The 20,863-nt window shown below is 68.1% G+C and carries 19 protein-coding genes and 1 pseudogene; 13 read left to right on the top strand and 7 right to left on the bottom strand.

Annotated elements, in window-relative coordinates:
• The first annotated feature begins 143 nt into the window (after positions 1-143).
• On the top strand, positions 144-842 hold the full coding sequence (locus A5787_RS23290; RefSeq protein ID WP_066971433.1) for an ABC transporter ATP-binding protein: 699 nt from the start codon (positions 144-146) through the stop codon (positions 840-842).
• The gene (locus tag A5787_RS23285) at positions 839-3,352 is read left to right on the top strand and encodes an FtsX-like permease family protein (RefSeq protein ID WP_066971431.1); all 2,514 of its coding nucleotides are present in this window, start codon (positions 839-841) and stop codon (positions 3,350-3,352) included. Before A5787_RS23290 ends, A5787_RS23285 begins: the two co-directional genes overlap by 4 nt.
• Positions 3,353-3,733: 381 nt before the next feature.
• Here the strand turns inward: A5787_RS23285 and A5787_RS28375 are convergent.
• The 5 genes and pseudogenes from A5787_RS28375 to A5787_RS23260 all read right to left on the bottom strand — a co-directional run.
• A pseudogene (locus A5787_RS28375) lies at positions 3,734-4,235 on the bottom strand (PPE family protein); the annotation flags it as partial.
• Between the two features lie 112 nt (positions 4,236-4,347).
• Complete coding sequence (locus A5787_RS23275; RefSeq protein WP_066971427.1) at positions 4,348-4,977, bottom strand: class I SAM-dependent methyltransferase; 630 nt, start codon at positions 4,975-4,977, stop codon at positions 4,348-4,350.
• The gene (locus A5787_RS23270) at positions 4,974-5,543 is read right to left on the bottom strand and encodes a DUF4389 domain-containing protein (protein ID WP_066971465.1); all 570 of its coding nucleotides are present in this window, start codon (positions 5,541-5,543) and stop codon (positions 4,974-4,976) included. The genes A5787_RS23275 and A5787_RS23270 overlap by 4 nt, the downstream gene beginning before the upstream one ends.
• A 50-nt stretch (positions 5,544-5,593) precedes the next feature.
• On the bottom strand, positions 5,594-6,775 hold the full coding sequence (locus tag A5787_RS23265; protein ID WP_066971463.1) for an NAD(P)/FAD-dependent oxidoreductase: 1,182 nt from the start codon (positions 6,773-6,775) through the stop codon (positions 5,594-5,596).
• A 63-nt stretch (positions 6,776-6,838) separates the two neighbouring features.
• The gene (locus A5787_RS23260; protein ID WP_066971425.1) at positions 6,839-7,726 is read right to left on the bottom strand and encodes an SDR family NAD(P)-dependent oxidoreductase; all 888 of its coding nucleotides are present in this window, start codon (positions 7,724-7,726) and stop codon (positions 6,839-6,841) included.
• A gap of 425 nt (positions 7,727-8,151) precedes the next feature.
• On the opposite strand from A5787_RS23260, the gene A5787_RS23255 reads away from it, so the two are divergent.
• From A5787_RS23255 to A5787_RS23245, 3 genes are all read left to right on the top strand, one after another.
• Positions 8,152-8,961: a SigB/SigF/SigG family RNA polymerase sigma factor gene (locus A5787_RS23255; RefSeq protein WP_066971423.1), complete on the top strand. Its 810-nt coding sequence runs from the start codon at positions 8,152-8,154 to the stop codon at positions 8,959-8,961.
• Positions 8,962-9,063: 102 nt separating this feature from the next.
• Entirely contained in the window at positions 9,064-9,675 is a 612-nt protein-coding gene (locus A5787_RS23250; protein ID WP_066971461.1) for a hypothetical protein, read from the top strand.
• A 34-nt stretch (positions 9,676-9,709) separates the two neighbouring features.
• A complete protein-coding gene (locus A5787_RS23245) occupies positions 9,710-10,201 on the top strand; it encodes a DUF2231 domain-containing protein (RefSeq protein ID WP_066971421.1) in 492 nt (163 codons plus the stop codon).
• A 21-nt stretch (positions 10,202-10,222) separates the two neighbouring features.
• Here the strand turns inward: A5787_RS23245 and A5787_RS23240 are convergent, their stop codons facing one another.
• On the bottom strand, positions 10,223-11,326 hold the full coding sequence (locus A5787_RS23240; RefSeq protein WP_066971420.1) for a sulfite oxidase: 1,104 nt from the start codon (positions 11,324-11,326) through the stop codon (positions 10,223-10,225).
• Positions 11,327-11,473: 147 nt separating this feature from the next.
• On the opposite strand from A5787_RS23240, the gene A5787_RS23235 reads away from it, so the two are divergent.
• Together A5787_RS23235 and A5787_RS23230 are read left to right on the top strand one after the other, a co-directional pair.
• Positions 11,474-12,415, top strand: a complete 942-nt coding sequence (locus A5787_RS23235) for a LysR family transcriptional regulator (RefSeq protein WP_066971418.1) — start codon at positions 11,474-11,476, stop codon at positions 12,413-12,415.
• Between the two features lie 90 nt (positions 12,416-12,505).
• Complete coding sequence (locus A5787_RS23230; RefSeq protein WP_066971416.1) at positions 12,506-13,651, top strand: serine hydrolase; 1,146 nt, start codon at positions 12,506-12,508, stop codon at positions 13,649-13,651.
• Positions 13,652-13,663: 12 nt separating this feature from the next.
• Here A5787_RS23230 and A5787_RS23225 read toward each other — a convergent pair whose 3' ends face one another.
• Positions 13,664-14,140, bottom strand: a complete 477-nt coding sequence (locus A5787_RS23225; protein WP_066971415.1) for a nitroreductase family deazaflavin-dependent oxidoreductase — start codon at positions 14,138-14,140, stop codon at positions 13,664-13,666.
• 191 nt (positions 14,141-14,331) lie between these two features.
• Between A5787_RS23225 and A5787_RS23220 the strand changes: the two genes are divergently transcribed.
• From A5787_RS23220 to A5787_RS23195, 6 genes are read left to right on the top strand one after another with little or no spacing between them, the layout of a single operon-like run.
• The gene (locus A5787_RS23220; protein ID WP_066971413.1) at positions 14,332-15,024 is read left to right on the top strand and encodes a TetR family transcriptional regulator; all 693 of its coding nucleotides are present in this window, start codon (positions 14,332-14,334) and stop codon (positions 15,022-15,024) included.
• On the top strand, positions 15,021-16,244 hold the full coding sequence (locus A5787_RS23215) for a cytochrome P450 (RefSeq protein ID WP_066971412.1): 1,224 nt from the start codon (positions 15,021-15,023) through the stop codon (positions 16,242-16,244). The genes A5787_RS23220 and A5787_RS23215 overlap by 4 nt, the downstream gene beginning before the upstream one ends.
• The gene (locus A5787_RS23210) at positions 16,238-17,185 is read left to right on the top strand and encodes an SDR family oxidoreductase (RefSeq protein ID WP_066971410.1); all 948 of its coding nucleotides are present in this window, start codon (positions 16,238-16,240) and stop codon (positions 17,183-17,185) included. The genes A5787_RS23215 and A5787_RS23210 overlap by 7 nt, the downstream gene beginning before the upstream one ends.
• A 10-nt stretch (positions 17,186-17,195) precedes the next feature.
• On the top strand, positions 17,196-18,371 hold the full coding sequence (locus tag A5787_RS23205) for an amidohydrolase family protein (RefSeq protein WP_066971409.1): 1,176 nt from the start codon (positions 17,196-17,198) through the stop codon (positions 18,369-18,371).
• A 1-nt stretch (position 18,372) separates the two neighbouring features.
• Positions 18,373-19,617, top strand: a complete 1,245-nt coding sequence (locus A5787_RS23200) for a Xaa-Pro peptidase family protein (RefSeq protein WP_066971407.1) — start codon at positions 18,373-18,375, stop codon at positions 19,615-19,617.
• The gene (locus tag A5787_RS23195) at positions 19,607-20,716 is read left to right on the top strand and encodes a Xaa-Pro peptidase family protein (protein ID WP_066971406.1); all 1,110 of its coding nucleotides are present in this window, start codon (positions 19,607-19,609) and stop codon (positions 20,714-20,716) included. The genes A5787_RS23200 and A5787_RS23195 overlap by 11 nt, the downstream gene beginning before the upstream one ends.
• Positions 20,717-20,863 lie beyond the last annotated feature (147 nt).

Below are 20,863 nucleotides of genomic sequence, written 5' to 3'. Positions count from 1 at the left end.
ATCGCCGCGGGGCCTCGTTATCTCTCATATCAGCGCCGCGGGGGCACGGTTCGCGTGGGGTGGTCATGCGCTGACGAGTGCGGACGCGCGGGAGGAACATGTTCAGACGCATCGACACCGGCAATCCTCCCAGGCCCACACCGTTGACCATCGAGCTTCGCGATGTGGTGCGCGAGTACCGGGTGGGCGGTCAATCCGTGCGCGCACTCGACGAGATCAGCCTCCGGCTCGAGGGCGGGCTCTTCCTGTCGGTCGTCGGGCCGTCGGGGGCGGGGAAGAGCACCCTGCTGCACCTGCTCGGCGCGCTGGATTCCCCCGATTCCGGGTCGATCACGTTCGATGGCGCGGAGATCGGCCGCCTCAGCGATGAGCAGCAGTCGGCGTTCCGCCATCGCCGCGTGGGCTTCATCTTTCAGTTCTTCAACCTGTTGCCGACGCTGTCGGCGTGGGAGAACGTCGCGGTACCCAAGCTGCTCGACGGCGTCCGGCTGGGCAAGGCCAAACCGGACGCGACACGGCTCCTGGACCGCGTCGGGCTCGGGCACCGGATAGACCACCGGCCCGCCGAGCTGTCCGGCGGCCAGATGCAGCGGGTCGCCGTGGCGCGCGCCCTCATGATGGACCCGCCCCTGATCCTCGCCGACGAACCGACCGGGAACCTCGACTCCGCGACGGGAGCTTCCATCTTGGCGCTGCTCGGCGAGGTGGCCCACGAGCCCGGCCGCGGACGGCTGGTGGTGATGGTGACCCACAACGCGGCGGCCGCGGACGCGACCGATCGGGTGATCATGCTGCAGGACGGTCGGATCGGTTCCGACGAGCGGTTGGCGGTCCCGGTGTGACACCGGGTTCTGGGATCGGCGCGGCGGCCGGCCGGCTGCGCCTGTTCAGCCTGCGTGAACTGGCGGTGCACCGACGGCGCACGATCGCGTCGATCGCCGTGATGGCGGCGTCGGCCATGTATCTGGTCGCGGTGTTCGGCATCTTCGGCTCGATCACCGGATCGGTCAACCGGCTCGCCGACGGGATCGCGGGCATCGCCTCGTTGGAGGTGTCGGGCATCACCGACGCCGGGTTTCCCGACACGGTCGCCGCCGACGTGGCCGCGGTTCCCGGGGTCGCGACCGCGGCGCCGATGATCCGGACGGCGGTATCCACCTCGTCGGGGCCGGTCCTGCTGTTCGGCGCCGACGATCGCCTCGCCGCCCTGGGTGGCGTCCTGAAAGACGCCATGCGCGACGACCCGAAAAACGGGCCCGCGGGACCGCTCGCGGCCAACGCCGTGCGGGTCGGACCCGGCGCCGGCCACGCGAAAGGCGCAACGTTCCAACTCGGTTCCGCCTCGGTGACGGTCGGCGAGGTGCTCGCGGGCAAGCAGGCCGCCGCCCTTAACGGCGGACACTATGTGCTCGCCCCACTTGCCTTGGCGCAGAACGTCACCGGGCGGCAGGGTCAGCTCGACTCGATCCTGATCACCACCAAGCCCGGCGCCGATCTCGCCCAGGTTCGCGCCGCCGTCAGCCGCGCGGTGAACGGGCGGGCCGTCGTCGCCGACCCCAGCATGCGGGCCACGCGTGCCGGTGACGGCGTCAAGCTGATGAACTACATGGCCCTGATGGGCGCCATGGTGGCGCTGATGGTCGGCGCGTTCCTGATCTACACCACGATGACGATGGCGATCACCCAGCGGCGGCCGGTCATCTCGTTGTTGCGCGCCATCGGCGGGCGCCGCGCCACCATCGTCCGCGACATGCTGGCGGAGGCGGCGATACTCGGCATCATCGGCGGGGCCGTCGGATCGGCCATCGGAATTGCGCTGGGCCGCATCGCGATCGGCCGATTGCCTCCGGCGATGACCCAGGGCCTGGAAGCCCGCATCGAGTACTGGCTGCCCGGCTACGCCATCCCGGCCGCGGTCGCGGTGACCTCGCTGACCAGCGTGGTGGCGTCGGCGATGGCGGCCCGGCAGGTGTACAAGGTTGCACCCATCGAAGCGTTGGCGCCCGTGGGGGTTTCGGCCGCCGACCGGGTGCCGCGATGGCTGCGGATCACCGCCGGGTTGGCGGCCGTCGCGGTCTTCGGGCTGTCCATCGGGATCGTGCTCAACCAGCGTGGCGCCGTGGCGTTTGTCGCGGTGTCGGCGGTGTTCTCCGCGGAGATAGCGCTGGGCTTCGCGCTCACGGTGCCTATCGTCAACGCGACGGCCGCCGCGGCCCGCGCCTTCGGGTCCGTCGGGGCGCTCGCCGCGGCGACCATCGAGCGGGCGCCGCGACGCGTATGGGCGACGGTGATGACGGTGCTCATTGCCGTGGTCACCACCGTCACCATCACCGGCACCAACACCGACATGATCCGGTCCGCGCGGAACGTCTTCGCCCCGGTCGTCGACGTGCCCGTCTGGGTGAGCGCGAACTCCCCCGACAGCTATCCCACCGACGCCCTTCCGCAAGGCCTTTCGGGCAAAATTGCGGCGCTGCCCGGGGTGCGGCGGGTCACCGAGGGCGCGCTCGGGTTCGCCGAGGTCGGCGGCACCCGCGTCATGCTCGACGGCTTTTCGCCGGGTACGGCCGATCCGCTCTACGGCGCGCTCGACGCGCGGGTGCGCGACCAGGTGCTCGCCGGTCGGGGCGTGGTGCTGTCACAAAATCTGGGCAAGACCCTGCACGTCGGGGTCGGCGACCAATTGCGGATGCAAACGCCGCACGGCGTGCGGCCGGCGACCGTGCTGGCGCTCGTCCCGTACTTCTCGACGGTCATCGGGACCGTCGGGATGAGCCTCGACGACATGCGCTCGTGGTTCGACCGCCCGGTCACGACCACCCTCGAGATCGCCGCCGGGCCCGGCGTGAATCCCGATCGCCTGCTGGCCGACGTCCGGCGCGTGGTGCCCTCGCCCAACTACGTGTACGGCGGTCGCGCCAAGCTGGCGGGGCTTGAGGCCCCGATGCGCCAGAGCATGTTCATCGCAAATGCGGTGTGGATCATCGTGGTATGTGTCGCGGCGGTGGCGCTACTCAACACGTTGACCCTGTCGGTGCTGGAACGGCGCCGGGAACTCGGTGTGCTGCGGGCCATGGGATCGAGCCGCCGGTTCACGTTGCGGATGGTGCTGGCCGAGGCGACGGGCATCGGTGTGATCGGCGGCGTGTTGGGACTCGCGTTCGGGTGCGCGGACCAGTGGCTGTTCAGTCTCGTCAGCGGGGACATGATGAATTTCCAGGTCGCGTTCCGCCCGAGCCGGACGGCGTTCGCGTTCTGTCTCGGCGCGCTGGCGATCAGCTTGCTCGGTTCGCTGCCGCCGGCCCGGCGCGCGGCCCGGCTCAACATCATCGACGCCGTGAGCGTCGAGTAGGTTTCGCGCGGAAAACTCAGAAGCCGAGCGGAAGCAGCGCGGTAAACAGGGGCGCCAAGGGATCCGTAACCGGAAGGGCGATCGAACTATTCAAGAACGGGGCGACCGGGCTCTGGAACGTCAATATCGTCTGCCCGGGTGCCCCCAGGCCCAGCGTGGGCTCGGCGCCGGAGGTCACTGAGGCCGTGAAGAGCGGGCTGGTGAAGGTCGTCCCGACGAAATTGTTGTCGTCGGGATCGGCAACGGACGTGTTCGACAACAAGCCCGCGAACCCACCCGTTTGGCTCATGAAGTCCGGGTCGCCGGGCACGGGGTTGGTGACCGGGCTGAGGCCCAGCGCCCCGGCCAGCCGGGTCGCCAAACCGTGCACGGACTCCTGCCACTGCGGCAGCTGCCCCGCGGCGGCCGAGGCCCCGGCGTGATAGCCGACCATCGCCGCTACGTCCTGCGCCCACATCCGCTCGTAGTCGGCCTCGGCGGCTGCGATCGCCGGCGCGTTCTGCCCGAACAAATTGGACATTATCAACTGCACCAACCCATTTCGGTTGGCCGCCACTTGCAAGGGATGTACCGTCGCGGCGCGCGCGGCTTCGAACGCGCCGGCCACCGCCCGGGCCTGCCCGGCCGCCCCGGTCGCTTGATTCGCCGCCGCGCTCAACCACCCCGCGTATGGGGCCGCCGCGGCCGCCATCGCCGCCGACGCCGGACCCTGCCACGCCTGGCCCGTCAGGCCCGACGTGACCGAGGAGAACGATGACGCCGCGGACCCCAACTCGGACGCCAACGCCTCCCAAGCGGCGGCAGCTCCCAACATGGGAGCAGAACCCGCGCCGGCGAACATCCGCGCCGAATTGATCTCAGGTGCCAACACCGAAAAGTTCATGACCACAGTCCCTTCCCTGAGGGCCGCGACGATCGCGCCGGCGCAGTCATCGCCGACAACACGCGGCGTCTAGGACTACACGAAAGGGACGCCCCATCGGTTCAATGTTGATCTAGTTAACATCGGCCGTCGCGGTGGCAAAGCCCTGAAGGTGCGGCTTGCACGGGAACGGTACTGGAGTTCGGATGCGGTGCAGCCCTGAGGTGTCGAAGCCGGCGGCGGCGATGGCTTCGACCGTTCGGCGGTTCGGATGGCAGCCGGCGGCCAGCCACGACCACGGCCCCGCAATGAGGTCCTGGAGCCGGCCCGTGGCGCCCTCGCCGCGGACGTGCTCGAGGACCACCAGCCTCCCCCCGGGGACGAGCACGCGCCGGATCTCGCGCAGCGTCGCGGCCACATCGTCGACCGAGCACAGCACCAACCCGATGTGAACCGAGTCGAAACTGTTGTCCGGGAATGGGATCGACTCGCCAGTCCCGTCGACGACCTCGACGGCAATGCCGTGGCGTTCGGCAAGACGCGACGCCATCCGGCGGAAGGCGGCGACCGGCTCCACGGCGGCGACCGTCGTCACCGCCGGTGGCACGAACTTCAGGTCGGTCCCCGGACCCAGGCCGACCAGCAGCAGCCGGCCGGTCGCGTGTCCGATCGCCGCGCGACGATAGCGGTTGTAGAAGAGCCGATCGAAAATCGGCTGTCCAAACCGGTAGACGTAAGGGAACAAAGGGTTTTCGCGCGTTATCGACCCCCTAGATCCAGCCGGAACGGTGGATACTCGTCAGACATCAACGAGACATACACCGCCACCCGGTAGCGCCACCGAACGATTCCCATCAGGAGATCGAACATGCCGGGGTGAACCGACCCCGTGCACAGCAACCATCCCGCCGAGATGACGCACAGCACCTGCAGCAGAGGCTCCATTGCCCAACACAGCGCGATCTGCGGGAGCCCCAGCAGCCACCACTTCACCAGCACGGCCCAGTTGGTCAGCCGCTCGGGATAGTCGACCACCAGGTCGCCGGGATAGTCGGGCCGGGACGCCAGCGTGAACGGGGGGTACTTGTCCGTGCTGTTCATCGGGAATCGGTAATTCATCACCCGCCACGACCAGCGCAGCACCCCCACGTTGAAGTCGAAGATCGGGCGCGGATAGCGCCCCGTGAACAGGATCGCGACGCCGGCGACGATCGTCAGCAGCGGATACACGGCGTACAGAAATATCAATATCGGGTAGTGCGGAACGGCCAGCACGCACCACTTGACGAGCCACCGCTTGCGCGACGGCGCGTCGAGATCCCCGCGCACCCGCACGGGACCGTCGGCGCGGCGCACCGGGGTGAGGACTGGGGTGGCGTTCACGGGCGTACGCGCGCGATGGGGGTTGCGACGAGGCCCCGCTCGATCTCCGCCGACATCCGGCGGTGACTCGTCCAGCCCAGGAACGCGGTCAGCATCCGGGTATGTAGCCGGTCGGGGAGCAACGCCGCCGGCCGCAGCACGGACTCGCCGTGAGCCAGCTGCAGCGCCGCCGCCCGCGAGACGGCCGCGACTCGGCGTCGCCGGGTCTTTTCATACCGGCGCAGCGCGCGGGAAATGTCCGTCGCTCCGGTGCGGACCTCCGACAGCGCCTTGCACAGCACCATGGTGTCGAGCAGCGCCTGGTTAGTTCCCTGGGCCAGGGTGGGCGGCATGGTGTGGGCGGCGTCGCCGAGCAGGGTCAGCGGAGCAGCGGGCAGGGCGCCGGCAATGGGATGCCGAAAATGCGGATACGGCGAGCCCGCCAGGTCGTCGTCGGTCAATCTCCTCAAGACGAGGTCGACGGTCTCGGACCAGCCGGTGAAATTGGACCGAAGCACGTCGAGCGGGCGCGGCGGCCTGACGAAGTCCTGCGACCACGGCAAGTCGAACCACCACTGCACTTCGCGACCGCCCGCCGGCCACACGCCGGCGTTCCCCCCTGCACCGATGGCGATCATCGCCACGCGGGAGTCGGCGAGCTCCGGAATGGCGACAAGTCCCTGCCAGCTGCACCAGCCGGTCGGCTCGGCGGCGGGCGCGCCGACCACGTCTCGCAGGATCGAGTGCAGACCATCGGCACCGATCACCACGTCGCCCCGGGCCACGCTGCCGTCTTCGAATTCGACTTGCGCGCCACGGGGGGTCGCGACGACCCCCACCGCTCGCGCGTTGCACCGGATGCGATCGATCGGAAAGCCGTCCAACAATCGTTCCAGCAGGAGGCGACGGGGAACCATCCGAATGGGAGCGCCCAGCCGGTCCACCATCGCGGTCACGTCCAAGTTCGCGAGCCGGCGCCCCCGAGAGGTCAGGACGCGCACGCGGGAAAGCACTTGGCCGGCCCCGTCCATGTCGACGCCCAGCTGCCGCAGCACCGCCGCACCGTTGGACCAGATGGTCACCGCGCCGCCGCCGGCGCGGGTGTCGTCGCGCTGGTCGAAGACCGTGACGTCATGGCCGTCCCGCAGCAGTCCCCGCGCAACCGAAATGCCGCTCACACCGGCGCCGATAACCAGGATCCGAATGGCCCCGCCGCTCGTCACTCCAGTGGATACGTAACCGCCGGCCAACGGGTTCAACGGTTAGGTGGGTGCCGGCGTGCCGAGCATCCTGTGCAGGTCTTCGACCGACCACGGCTCGGCGCCGTGGTGGTCGCGATACGCCAGCACGCGCGGCGTCGGCCGATCGAAGCTGCCGACGAATCCGCCCGCGGCGACCAGGATTTGACCCGTCACGTCGCGCGACAAGTCGCTGGCGAGATAGGCGTAGAGCGGGGCCACATACGCGGCCGGCACGCTGTCCAGCGAGGCACGCATCGCCATTTCGTCGAGCAGTCCGCGGCGGTGCAGGTCCTCGATGTGTTGTTCGTACTCGGCGCCGGTGGACAGCCGCGTCCGCGCGCCGGGACACACCACGTTGGCCCGCACCCCATGGGGCTTCAGTTCCGCCGCGATGGCCATCGTCAGCGCATTGACGGCGCCTTTGCCCGCGGGGTAGCCGGTTCCGCCGTAGCCGCCGAGAAAGGCCACGGAACCGGTGTTGATGATCGCGCCGTGTCCTTGGGCGGCCATGACGTGGGCCGCGACCCGGCAGGTGTGAAATGCCGTACCGAGGTGCGCGCTGATCAGGCGGTCGAATTCCGCCGGCGACACATTGAGGATCGACGAACCGGGCGGCTCGGCGATCCCGGCGCAATTGATCAGGGCGTCTAACCGACCGAAGGAGCTCAGGCATTCGTCGATCAGCGCGCCGGCCACGCGTTCGTCGTCCGCGGCACCGATTACCGGGGCGACGTGGCCCCCCGAGCCGGTGATCGCCGCGACCGTCTCCCCCACGGCGTCCGCCTCGCGCCCGTTGACGACCACGCCGGCGCCGAGCGCGCACAGCAGTTCGGTCACCGCGCGCCCGATGCCGCGGCTGCCGCCAGAGACCACCACACCCCGTCCGGCCAGCAGGTTGGGGCTATGCATCGGCGTGAACCGCGGTGGTCACAGGCATGCGGCGAACGGTACCGAGGCGACACGAGAAAGAGAAACTCGTACTTGACCTCCGTGCTGTCGTGCGAGCGAGATCGCGGGTTCGTGCGATGGGGCGTATAGTCACGGGTGAAGTCCGTTCTTGGACATGTCGCCGTTTAGCTCAAAGCGGTCAATCAGCCCGCACGGTTGTTGGGCTTGACGCAGCTCCGGCGATATCAGCTCCGTCACTCCTTCCGTTATTGCTACGTGCGCTGATCACCGACTCGTCCTGCGGATACAAGTGCTGCGGAGGCGACTGTGCGCAGAACTGCGAATGCCTCACCGCACGTGACCCATAGAAGGTGGGCCAACATGCAAACCTATTCCTGCGCTTATCTTTTCACCGAGAGTTGTGTCGGCAAGGCGCGATTCAGCCGATGATCGACGTCGCCACTCCACCCCGCCCCACCCGGTCAGCCAACACAAAAACGGACGATTCGTACGACGACGTTGTCGAGATGTTCATAGCGCTGCGCCAGATACCCGGCGAGTCACACGAGTACCGCCGCCAGCGCGAACGCATCGTGGCCCGATGCCTGCCCCTGGCCGACCATGTGGCCAGCCACTTCGCCCGCCGCGGCGAAGGTCTCGACGACCTGATTCAGGTCGCCCGCCTGGGGCTGATGAACGCCATCAACCGATTTGACCCCGACAAGGGACCCAGCTTCATCGGGTTCGCGGTTCCCACCATGATGGGCGAGGTCCGCCGTTACTTCCGCGATTACAGCTGGGCCATGCGGGTGCCGCGCCGGTTACGCGAGTTGCACGTCCAAATCAGCCGGACGACAAGCGATTTGGCGCAAAAGCTGGGCCGTGCGCCCACTGCCGGCGAGCTGGCTGAGGTGCTGGACGTCCCGCGGGAGGAAATCGTCGAATGCCTCGTCGCGGGCGACGCCTATCGTCTCGACTCGCTGGACGCGCCCCTCGGCGCCGACGACTCGGGCAGACCCCGATTGGTGGCGGACGCGGTGGGCGGCATCGATCCGCAAATAGAGCACATCACCGACCGCGAGGCGGTGCGCGCGCTGATCTGCGCGCTGCCCGAGCGGGAACGCCAGGTGCTGCACATGCGGTTCTTCGAATCGATGACCCAAAGCCAGATCGCCGAGCGAATCGGCGTTTCGCAGATGCAAGTCTCTCGCATCTTGGCCAACACCCTGCGGTGCCTGCGCGACCAGCTGGATTGACTCCGTCCCACCGCCAGGTTCGGCGGCGCCGGGCGATGTACTGTGCGATTCGGAAACGAGTCGACTGTGTCGCCGGAGTCAGCCTGGAAGGAGCGCGATGCGATGAGGGGTTCTCGGACGGTGATCGCCGGCCTCGCGGTAGCGACGGCGCTGACGGTGTCGGTGGCCGGTTGTGGCAGTAAGCAGGCTCAGACGTCGCAGTCGGGGTCATCCAGCCCCGCCACGAATACCACCAGCTCGGCGGCGAAACCGCCGGCGCCGGCGGCCGACTACGCCTCGCTGTTGATCCAGGCGAGCGACATCGACGCACCGATCCAGTTCACGGGCAGCCCGCCGACGAATAACCCGAACGGCCAGCCGGGCGTCGCGACGGTCTTCAGCACCCAGGACAACAGCCACGTCATCAAGGACACGATCCAGGTGCTCCCAGACCCCGCGGCTGCCACGAACGCGCTGAACGCGGCCAAGGGCAATCAGGACAACAACGTCAAGAATCCGAAGACCGAACCCTTCAACGTCGGAACGGGCGGAACGACGCTGACCGGGAACTCGCCGGACAACTCCAAGGGCGTCCTGATCTTGCTGTTCACTGAGGGCAAGGCGTTCGTCACGCTGGAGTTCGACGGACCGGTAGAGTCGCTCCCGCCGCAGGACTTTGTCACCGACGTGGCGCAGAAGCAGGACGCGGCCGTGAAGAAGGGGCTCGGCGGCTGAGCTGCGAACCTGTCGCGAGCAGCCGAAGGGGATTATGAACGTCGTCAACGGCCTGCCGGCCCACGCGCTATGGCTGCATCTGGTGGTGGTGTTCGTGCCGCTCACGGCCCTGCTGGAAATCGTCTGTGGCTTGTGGCCACCCGCCCGGCGGGGCCCGCTGCTGTGGCTCACTCTGTTGATGGCAGTCGCCACGATGGTGATAACGCCCATCACGATCAACGCCGGCGAATGGCTCTACGACCTGAGGAAAAAGCCCAGCCCCATCCTGCAGGAACATGCCGAACGCGGCAGCACGATGGTGTACTTCGCGGCGGCCCTGCTGGTGGTCGCAATCGGACTGGTCGCGCTGCGCTTCATCGAACGCCGATCCGACAAGCGCCGGGTGATCGCCCACGTCGTCGTCGCGATTGTCGTTCTCGCCGTGAGTGTCTCGTCGATGGTGCAGGTCTACCGCACCGGTGACGCAGGCGCCCAATCGGTATGGGGAGGCGAGATCGCGCACCTCAAGAAGTCCAACGGGACCTAGCCGGCTCGCGTCATCGCACGTTCATTGCACGCTCAATGCGACGCGCGCCCACGCGTTGTTGCCGTAGCCCCGCGGGTTCCACAGCGACGCCGCGGATTCCGGCTGCGCCGCACCGGTCTCGTCCCAGGCGCGGGCGGTGATGCGCAACGGTCCCGGCTCGACGTCGACGAGCAGTGACCACGGTCGCCACGACCATTTACTGGGGGCCGGATGCAGGTCGGCTTGCCGCCAGGTGAGCCCGTCATCGAGCGACACGTCGACGCGCTCGACGCTGCGGCCGTCGCCGGCGATGCCGTAGCCGCGGACGGTCAACCGACCGCGTGGCACCCGGTCGTCGTCGGTGGGGTCGAGGATGTCGCAGTTGAGCGCGAGGGAGGACAGCGAGATGCCCTCCCCCGCGGCGACGGCGTCGGGGTCGGCGTCCGACGGCAGGATGCGGTAGTCGCGCGACTGGAAGTAGTTTTCCGAAGGGCCCGGTTGCACGGTGATGGCGGAGACCCACTTGACGCTGCGTGCACCGATGTAGCCGGGCACCACCACCCGCACCGGACCACCGTGGGCGCGCGGGAGGGGTTCGGAGTTCATCTGCCACGCGAGCAGGACTTCGGGTGACATCGCCTTGCTCAGCGGGATGGAGCTGCCGTAGGGCTGCACGGGCGTCGACTCCTCGGCGATGTCCAGCGCTTCGAAGGCGACGTGCAGCCCGTCGTCGTGCTGCGCTCCGGCGGCCGCCAGGACGTCGGCCAGCCGGACGCCCCGCCACTGGGCGGTGGAGATCGCCCCGTGCGCCCAGGGCTCCTTCCCGGGTATGGGCCGCACCCGCAGCAGCTCGGCGCGCCGATTGCCGGCGCATGCCAGCGTCGCCACCAGATCGTGTTGCTCGAAATCGCTGGTCAGCTGCTCATACGTCAAGGTGAGCGGCCTTTCCACCAGTCCCTTGACTGCCAGCCGCCAGTCCCGCGGCGCCGTGTCGGGGAAGCACCCGTGATTGCGGGCGTAGAAAGCGTCGATCGGGGTGATGCCGCCGTCGGCCAGCGCCGCGGGCGGCGGTTCGGCGTTGTAGGGAAAGTGTGCACGGACGATCATGTCGTCGCGTTTCCCCCACGGTGCCACGGTCGGCGTCATGGCGCTTATTGTCACGCTTCCTCCTCTGCCGGCAATATCAGGAATCGTCCCTCCGCTGCGGGGCCACGGCTAGGGGGGTGAGTTTTGTGGGGTCACAAGCTTTACTTGTGGGTACCCCCAAGGTCGCCTTGTATCCGGAGGATCGTCATGCCGCTGAGCAGTCACATACCCCAGCTGTCCGCGTTCGAGATCTTCTTGGCCATCGCCCGGACCGGCAGCCTCGCCGCCGCGGGCCGGGAATTCGGGCTGACGCAGCAGGCGGTTTCGGCGCGACTGGCCTCGATCGAGGCCCAGACCGGGATCGCGCTGGTCATTCGGACACCGCGCGGTTCGCAACTCACACCCGCCGGTGTCGTCGTCGCGGAGTGGGCGGATCGCTTGCTCGACGTCGCCCAGTACGTGGACGCGGGGTTGGCCTCACTGCGAGCCGAACGACGCAAGCGCGTCAAGGTCGCGGCCAGCCTCACGATCGCCGAACAACTCATGCCGCGCTGGCTGGTATCCCTACAGGTCGCGGCGAGCCGGCTCGGCGCCACCGCCCCCGAGGTCATCATGACCGCCACCAACAGCGACCGGGCGATCACCGCCGTGCGCGACGGAAAATCCGATCTCGGCTTCATCGAGACCCCCCACCTGCCGAAAGAGTTGCGCAGCAAGGTGGTCGCGCACGACGAGCTCGTGTTGATCGTGCCTCCCGACCACAAATGGGCGCTCCGCCGGCGATCGATAACCGCGGTGGAACTGAGTCAGACGCCGCTGGTGACTCGCGAACCGGGATCGGGGACGCGCGACGCGCTCACCGCGGCGCTGCGCCAAGCGCTGGGCGAGTCCGCCCAGCAAGCGCATCCGGTTCTCGAGCTGTCCTCCGCCGCCGCGGTGCGCGCCGCGGTGGCGGCGGGCGCGGGGCCCGCGGTGATGAGCAGGCTGGCGGTCGCCGACGACCTGGCGATCGGACGGCTGCGAACGGTGCCGATTACCGAATTGAACCTGAGACGCCAGCTGCGGGCCATCTGGGTGGGTGGGCGCACACCGCCCGCCGGAGTCGCGCGGGACCTGCTCACGCACATCGCCGGCCAGGCGGCTCGTTAGCTCCCTTGCCCGGCGCCCCGTTCGTCCCCTATGTTCCGTTCGTGGTGACGGGCGTCACATCGGGGCGCAGAGCGAAACGGAGCTGATCAGATGGACGTCATTGGGCACTGCGACGCGCGTTTCGACGAGGTCCGGGCGGCGCTGGCCGACAACATCGCCTCCGGCGAAGAGGTTGGCGCGTGCATCACCATCGACATCGGCGGCGAAAGCGTCGTCGACATCTGGGGCGGCCACTCGGATGCCGCACGCACCAGGCCATGGGCCGAGGACACCATCGTCAACGTGTGGTCCTCAACGAAGACGGTCACCAGCCTGGCCGCCCTGATGATCATCGACCGCGGCCTGGTCGAGCCCACGGCGCCGGTGGCCGCCTACTGGCCCGAATTCGCAGCTAATGGCAAGCAGGACATCGAGATTCGTCACATTCTGTCGCATACCTCCGGCGTTTCCGGCTGGGATTTACCCTTTGCCACCGAGGACATGTACGACTGGGACAGGGCCACGTCGGCCCTCGCGTCCCAGGCCCCGTGGTGGGAACCGGGAACCGCCTCGGGCTATCACGCCCACAACCAGGGCCACCTCATCGGCGAGGTGATACGCCGCGTCACCGGGCATTCGCTCAAGGAGTTCGTCCGCGACGAAATCGCGGGACCGCTCGGCGCCGACTTCCAAATCGGGGCGGTGCCAGCCGATTACGACCGCATCGCCGAAATCGTCCCGCCGCCCCCGCTCGAGTTGCCGCTCGACCAGCTTCCCGAGGACAGCCCGCTGCGCAAAACCTTTAGCGGTCCGCCGCCCAACGCCGAGGCCGCGAACACGCCGGCCTGGCGCGACGCCGACCTGGGCGCCCTGAACGGCCACGGCAACGCGCGTTCGCTGGCGGCGATCCTGTCGGTGATCTCGTTGGGCGGCAAGGCCCGCGGAGTTCGACTGCTCAAACCCGAGACCGTCGAGAAGATCTTCGATGAGCAGGCGAGCGGCTTCGACCTCGTGCTGCCCGCGCCGCTGCGCTGGGGTCTCGGATACGGGTTACCGCAGAGGGAGGCGCTCCCCTATGTCCCCGACGAGAAGATCTGCTTCTGGGGAGGTTGGGGCGGCTCGATGGTGTTGGCGTGGCCCGACCGCCAAACCACCGTCTCCTACGTGATGAACAAGATGGGGCCCGGGATTCTCGGTTCGGAACGGATGGCGACCTACGGCGAACTGATCTTCGGCGCGCTCGGATCGGCGGCCTGATGGCCTGAGCGGCTACGAATTCGGCGTGAGAAGGAACAGCCGAAATGGGCGCCGGCCGGCGCGGTCTTGGGCGATCTGATAATTGGGCCAGTGTGTCAGCACGGTGGCCCATGCCTTTACGCGCTCTTCTCCGGTGAGCAAGCGCACCTTCGCGGTGAACCGGTGGCCACGCCTGCGAACGGTGACCCGTTCTGTCGCTTTGAGATTCGCCGACCATGACGGATGGCGGGGCAAGCCCCAGTTGGAGCCGACGACCAGCAGGCCGTCGTGGGTGGGCACACATTGCACGGTGGCGGTGCGGGCCAGACCGGTTTTGCGCCCCGAGGTGGTGACCTGCACATTGGGCACCCCGGTCAGGTCCAGGACACCGAGGCGTCCCTTGCTTGCGAAGCGGAGCACGGCTTCGGCGCCTTGGGCCGCCGGTCGCCCCCGAAGCACCAACCACCGGTAGGCGGTCGGGTTGCGCGCCACCCGCTGCAGCGGATTCACAGCCGTACTCTATTCCGGGCCGGCGCTTTCGGCGCGGCGGCGACGGAGGGCCCCGTCGCCGACCCTGTAAATCTGCAGACAAAGTGCGAGTAAGGGCCTGCAGGATTACAGGCTCGACGCGGATGGCGATCTGACCCGCTGCCCGCACGCGCCGGGCGTTAAATAAATTGTTTGATTTAATCTGGTGCGCAGTGTTCACTGAGGCGATGACCGCCGAGCGGATGGCACGCTCCGAGAGGTCGACGGGCACCCGAGAGGCGATCTTGTCGGCCGCCGAGGTGCTGTTCGCCGAGCGTGGCATGTACGCGGTGTCCAACCGGCAGATCAGCGAGGCGGCCGGGCAGGGCAACAACGCCGCGGCCTGCTACCACTTCGGCACGAGGACCGACCTGCTCCGGGCCATCGAAAGCAAGCATCGCGAGCCGATCGAGGAGCTGCGCGCGCAAATGCTTGCCGACGTGGGCGATTCGACCGAGCTACGGGACTGGGTGTGCACCTTGGTGCGCCCCCTCACTGACCACCTGGCCGCCCTGGGCACGCCGAGCTGGTATGCACGGTTTGCCGCCCAGGCGATGGCCGACCCCACCTATCGCCACGTCGTCACCAAGGACGCGCTCACGTCGCCGCGGTTGGTGCAGACGATCGACGGGATCACCCGCTGCCTGCCCGAGTTGCCCAAGCGCGTGCGTTTCGAGCGAATCGCGATGGTCCGCAACCTCCTGATGCATACCTGCGCCGAGCACGAGGGCGCCCTGGCCGAGCACGGGCCGCGGTCGCGGTCGAGCTGGCCCGTAGCAGGCGAGGGGCTGATCGACGCGATCGTCGGACTGTGGCGCGCGCCGGTCCATGTGGGCGCGGCAAATGAGAACCGAGGAGGACGATGACTGAGACCTCGACCGCCACCGATATTCCCGACTTTCCGATGACGCGGGCGCCGGGCTGCCCCTTCGCCCCGCCGCCGGAGGCGTTGGAGCTCAATGCCGACAGGCAGCTGAGCAGGGTGCGGATCTGGGACGGGAGCACGCCCTGGCTGATCCACGGCTACGACGCGATACGAGCGTTGTTCACCGACTCGCGCACCAGCGTCGACGACCGCCTGCCGGGCTATCCGCACTGGAATGAAGGGATGCTGGCAACGGTCGACAAACGGCCGCGGTCGGTGTTCACGTCCGATGCCGAAGAGCACACCCGATTCCGCCGGATGCTGTCCAAGCCATTCACTTTCAAACGTGTCGAAGGGCTGCGGCCGGCGGTGCAGAAGATCGCCGACGATCGCATCGATGCCCTGTTGGCCGGCCCCAATCCCGGCGACGTCGTGAGCACCGTCGCGCTGCCGGTCCCCTCGTTGGTGATCAGCGAAATGCTGGGCGTGCCCTACGAGGACGCGGATTTCTTCCAGGAGCAGGCTCAACGGGGCACCGGGCGCTACGCGACCGAGGAGGACACGGCGCAGGGCGCCGCCTCGTTGGCGAAATACATCGCCAAGCTGATCCGCGCCAAGATGGTAGATCCCTCTGAGGATTTGGTGTCCGACCTCGCGGAGCGCGTCAACGCCGAAGAGCTCAGCGTGCGCGAGGCCACCCAACTGGCCCTCGGCGTGCTGATCGCCGGGCACGAAACCACCGCCAACATGCTGAGCCTGAGCGTGGCGGCGCTGCTCGACCACCCCGATCAGCGGGCAGTGCTGTGCGAGGCCGACGACCCGAAGGCGATCGCCATCGCGGTCGAGGAATTGATGCGGTTCCTGAGCATCATCCAGACCGGCCAGCGGCGCATCGCCGTCGAGGACATCGAGGTCGGCGGGGAGACCATCCGGGCCGGCGAGGGCATCATCCTCGACGTCGCGCCGGCGAACTGGGATCCGCGCCGATTCCCTAACCCGGACCGGCTGGACTTAACCCGCGAGGATGGCGCGCACGTCGGCTTCGGCTACGGCCGCCACCAATGTGTGGGTCAGCAACTGGCTCGGATGGAGCTGCAGATCGTGCTGCCCACCCTGCTGCGTCGCATCCCGACGCTGCGGTTGGCGGTCCGGCTCGAGGACCTGCCGTTCAAACACGACTCGTTGGCGTACGGCGTCTACGAGCTTCCCGTGACGTGGTGAAGCCCGACCTGACCCTCGAACTGCCGGACCTGTCCGGCAGTTTCGCGGTCGTGACCGGAGCCAATAGTGGTCTGGGCCTGGGTCTGGCGAAACGGTTGGCGACCGCGGGCGCCGACGTCGTCCTGGCGATCCGCTGCCGGACGAAGGGCGAGACCGCGATCGCCGAGATCCGACGGCAGGCACCGGCGGCCAAGCTGGCCATCCGGCATCTGGACCTGTCGTCCCTGAAGAGCGTGGCGGCGTTCGGTGAGGAACTGGCGGCGGAGGGTCGCCCGGTCGACATCCTTATCAACAACGCCGGCGTCATGACACCGCCGCAGCGCCAGGAAACACAGGACGGCTTCGAACTGCAGTTCGGCACAAACCATCTGGGCCATTTCGCGCTGACCGGGCACCTCCTCCCGCTGCTGCGCGCGGCGGAGGGTGCGCGAGTGGTCACGGTCAGCAGCATCGCCGCGACGCAGCGCGGTCTCGACTTCAACGATCCCAACGCGCAACATGGCTACAAACCCATGCGCTCCTACGGAATGGCCAAGCTGGCGCAACTCATGTTCGCAATCGAATTGGATCGGCGCAGCCGCCTCGGCGGCTGGGGGGTGACGTCCACTGCCGCGCACCCGGGATTGAGCAAGACCAACCTGCTCAGCGGCGCCTCCTACGGCCGCGACAACCCGACGCTGCAGGCGCGGCTGACCCGGCTGACCTGGAGACTGCTGCCCTTCATGTGGCTCGACGTCGACGAGGGCATCAAGCCGTCGCTCTATGCGGCGACAGCACCGGATGCGCGGGGCGGCGCGTATTACGGACCACGCGGCTTCTACGAAACCGCCGGGGGCGGAGTCACATTGGCCGCGGTGCCCGGCTTGGCGCGCAGTGAGGGCGACATGGAGCGCCTGTGGCAGCTTTCCTCGAAGCTCACCGGGGTCAGCTACCCGCGATGAAGGGACTCTGATGTCAGCTCAAGCCCACACCCTGTACCCGGAGGGCTTGATTGGGGCGCCCAAGCACCGCCGCGGTCACGCCAGGGACGACGCCGCATCGCCGACGGGTCTGCCCGCCGGCACGGAGGTGTTCTCGGCCGATAACCACATCTCCCTGGCCGCCGACATCTTCTACGAGCGCTTTCCGGACGACCTGAAGGGCTACGCGCCGCGGATCTGGTACGAGGACGGCGCCTACCTGCTCGGGCGTCCGGGACAATCCATGGTGGTTGGCGATTTCAGTGCGGTGCTCATGCAATACGACGACCTGGCCGGCGCGGTGTCCAGCAACATCGACGCCCGCATCCACGAACTCGCCGCAGACGGGGTCGACAAGGAATTGGTATTCCCCAACGCGGTGCTGGCCTTGTTCCACTACCCCGATAAGGACCTGCGCGAACGCATTCTGCGCATCTACAACGAGCACATCGCCGCTGTGCAGGAGCGCTCGAACGGCCACTGCTATGGAGTCGGCCTGATCAACTGGTGGGACCCGCGCGGCACCCGCCGAACCCTGGCCGAGCTGAAGTCGCTGGGGCTCAAGACGTTTTTGATGCCACTGAACCCCGGCAACGACGACAACGGCCACGTCATCGACTTCTCGAGCGCGGCGATGAGCGCCGTGTGGGACGAGATCGAGGGGGCCGGCCTGCCGGTCACCCACCACATCGGCGAAAGCCAGCCCAAATGCCCGAGCGAGGTCAACAGTGTGGCGGTCGCCATGATGGTCAACATCGACTCGTTCCGGGAGATGTTCTCCAAGTACATCTTCGGTGGCATTCTCGACCGGCATCCCGGGCTGCGCGTCGGCTGGTTCGAAGGCGGAATCGCCTGGGTGCCACCGACTCTGCAGGACGCCGAGCACGTGCTGGCTTCTTACCGGCACATGCTCAAAGGCCACCCGGAGCACGACATCCGCTATTACTGGGATCAGCACATGTGCGCGTCGTTCATGGTCGACGGGGTGGGGCTCGGCCAAATCGAGGAGATCGGAATCGACAAGGTGATGTGGTCATCGGATTATCCGCACAACGAGAGCACTTTCGGCTACTCGGAGCTGTCGCTGGCCGCGGTGGTCGACGCCGTCGGCCCCGAGGACGCCGTCCGCGTGGTCAGCGGCAACGTCAAGGCGTTTCTGGGCGTTTAGGATGACGAACTCACTGCCCGCCCGCGGCTCGGTCTTCGACATTCCCGACGAGCCGAACTGGGTGCGTATGCGCGCCGAGACCGGCGCACGCCTGCGAGCCGCGATGGCGGACCACGGCGTCGACGCGCTCATCCTGCTGATGAACGGCTACGTCGGGTATGCCACGGGGACCAGCTGGCCGCTGCTCGATGCGGGCCTCTCGCACGTGGAGCGCCCGGTGGCCGTCGTGCTGGCCGACGACGAACACCCGCACCTTTTCATGCCATTCCGTGGCGGGGCGCTCCCCGAATCGTCCGATCCACCGGTTCCCGACGATCATCTGCACGGGCCGGTCTATCTCGAATTCGACCAGGGTGCAGAGGATTTCGCGCGCGAGCTGGCCGACCTGATCCCGCCGGGCGCGGTCGTGGCCGTCGACGAGCTCACGGGCGCGATGCGGCGGGCGGGCGAGACTCTGTTTCCCTCCGGCCCGCCGTCGGATGCGGCGATCGTGGTCGGCGCGGCGCAATTGGTCAAGACGCGGGACGAGATCTCCTGCCTTCGCCGCGCCTGTCGCATCACCGAGCAGGCCATGGCGGATGTGCAGCAGGCATTGGCACCCGGCGTTCGGCAGATCGACCTCTCGGCCAAGCTGGTTCGGCGGGCCTTCGAGCTCGGTGCCACCACCAACATGCTCGAGGCCATCTGGCAGGTGATGCCCAGCTCGCGGGAAGCCGGGGTGTGGACGACCCACGGTGATCTCGCGTTGCCCCTGCTCCCCACCGCTCGGGAGCTGGCCGCCGGCGACGTGCTGTGGACCGACATCAGCATCAGCTACGCCGGATACTGCTCGGACTTCGGGCGGACATGGCTGGTCGGCGACGAGCCCTCGCCGCGGCAACAGGACCAGTTCCGCCGGTGGCGAGCCATCCTCGACGAAGTGCTTGCCGTGACCAAAGCCGGTGTCACGTCGGGGGATCTGGCGCGGGCGGCGATCGCCGCCAACGGAGGTTGCAAGCCTTGGCTGCCGCACTTTTATCTCGGACACGGCATCGGCACCTACCCCGCCGAAGCCCCGATGATCGGAACGGATCTTGGCGAGGAATTCGACGACAACTTCGTCTTTCCACCCGGCATGGCGCTCGTGCTCGAACCCGTGGTGTGGGAGGACGGAACCGGCGGCTACCGCAGTGAGGAGATCGTGGTGATCACCGAAGACGGCTACACGCCGATCACCGACTACCCCTACTCCCCTTATGGCGACTGAAGTTTCGCCAGATCCGCTGTCGTTGCGGACGGGGCGTCGCGAGCGGGCGCTGGCGCAGATGGAGGCGCACGACCTCGACATCCTGGTGTTGGGGCGGCAGGCCAACATTCGTTACGTCACCGGCGCCCCGCAGCTGTGGATAGCCGGGACGAGACCCTTCGGTCCGATGTGCGTCGTGGTGCGCGCCACCGGGGCGATCTACCTCAACAGCACCGACGACGAGGGAGTGCCCGACGAGATCGGTCGCGATCACCTGTACGGGCTGGCCTGGAACCCGATGACGCTCATCGAGGTGATCAAGCACATCGACGGCGCGGCGACGGCGCGCCGGGTCGGAACCGATGCCATCACGCCGACTTTCGCGGCGCTGCTGCCCGAGGCCTTCCCCCGCGCCGAACTCGTCGACGGCGAGCCGGCCATGCGGACCGCGCGCCGCGTCAAGACAGCTGACGAGATCGCCGCGATGGGCCCGGCGCTCCGCGTGGCGGAAAAGGGACTCGCCGCCGCCCGGGCGGAGCTGCACCCGGGCGTATCCGAGCAGGCGCTAGCCGGGGCCGCGCTCGAGGCGATGGCCGCCGGCGGGGTGAGCACGCCGGCCACCCAGGACGTCGCCTGGGTGACTTCGCGGGAACACCCGTGGCAACGCGGTCGCGGTGAGGTACAGCCGGGTGATCTTGTCGCCTTGGCGGCGGGTGCGCTGGCCGACGGGTATGTCGCCGAGGTCGGCAGGACTTGGCAGGCGGGCGATCCGGCCGACGGCTCGACGCGCGAACTCTTCGGGCGTTCGGATGCGCTGTTCGACAAGATGATCGCCGCCTGCCGTCCCGGTGCACCCCCGACCGGGCTGCTCGCCGCATATGAGGCGGCCGGCGAGCCGCTGCCGCCCATGCCCGTCGCGCACGGGTTGGGACTCGGTTTCGACCCGCCCGTCGTTTGCCAAACGCTTTCGGCGGCGGGCGATCTCGACCGGCTCGAAGCCGGGATGGTGTTGGCGATCAGCGGCCACGTGTGGCAGGAGGGCATCGGGGCGGTAGTCCGCCGCGACACCGTGCACATCACCGACGCCGGCGCCGAGGTGCTGACCGGCCACCCCGGCTGACCGCTGGGCACGGCGCATCGCTGCCGCGCTAGGAGGCTGCCTGCTCGCTTTCGCCGTCCTCGTCGCCGTCGTCGTTGTCGGGGTGGAGGAGTTTTTCGGGGTGGTGGTAGGTGTTGGTTCGGGGTTGTCCGCGGTCGAGGTGGGGTG

The organism is Mycobacterium sp. 852002-50816_SCH5313054-b, from assembly GCF_001667185.1.
Lineage (GTDB): Bacteria > Actinomycetota > Actinomycetes > Mycobacteriales > Mycobacteriaceae > Mycobacterium.
This window is presented reverse-complemented; position numbering and strand designations above follow the sequence as displayed.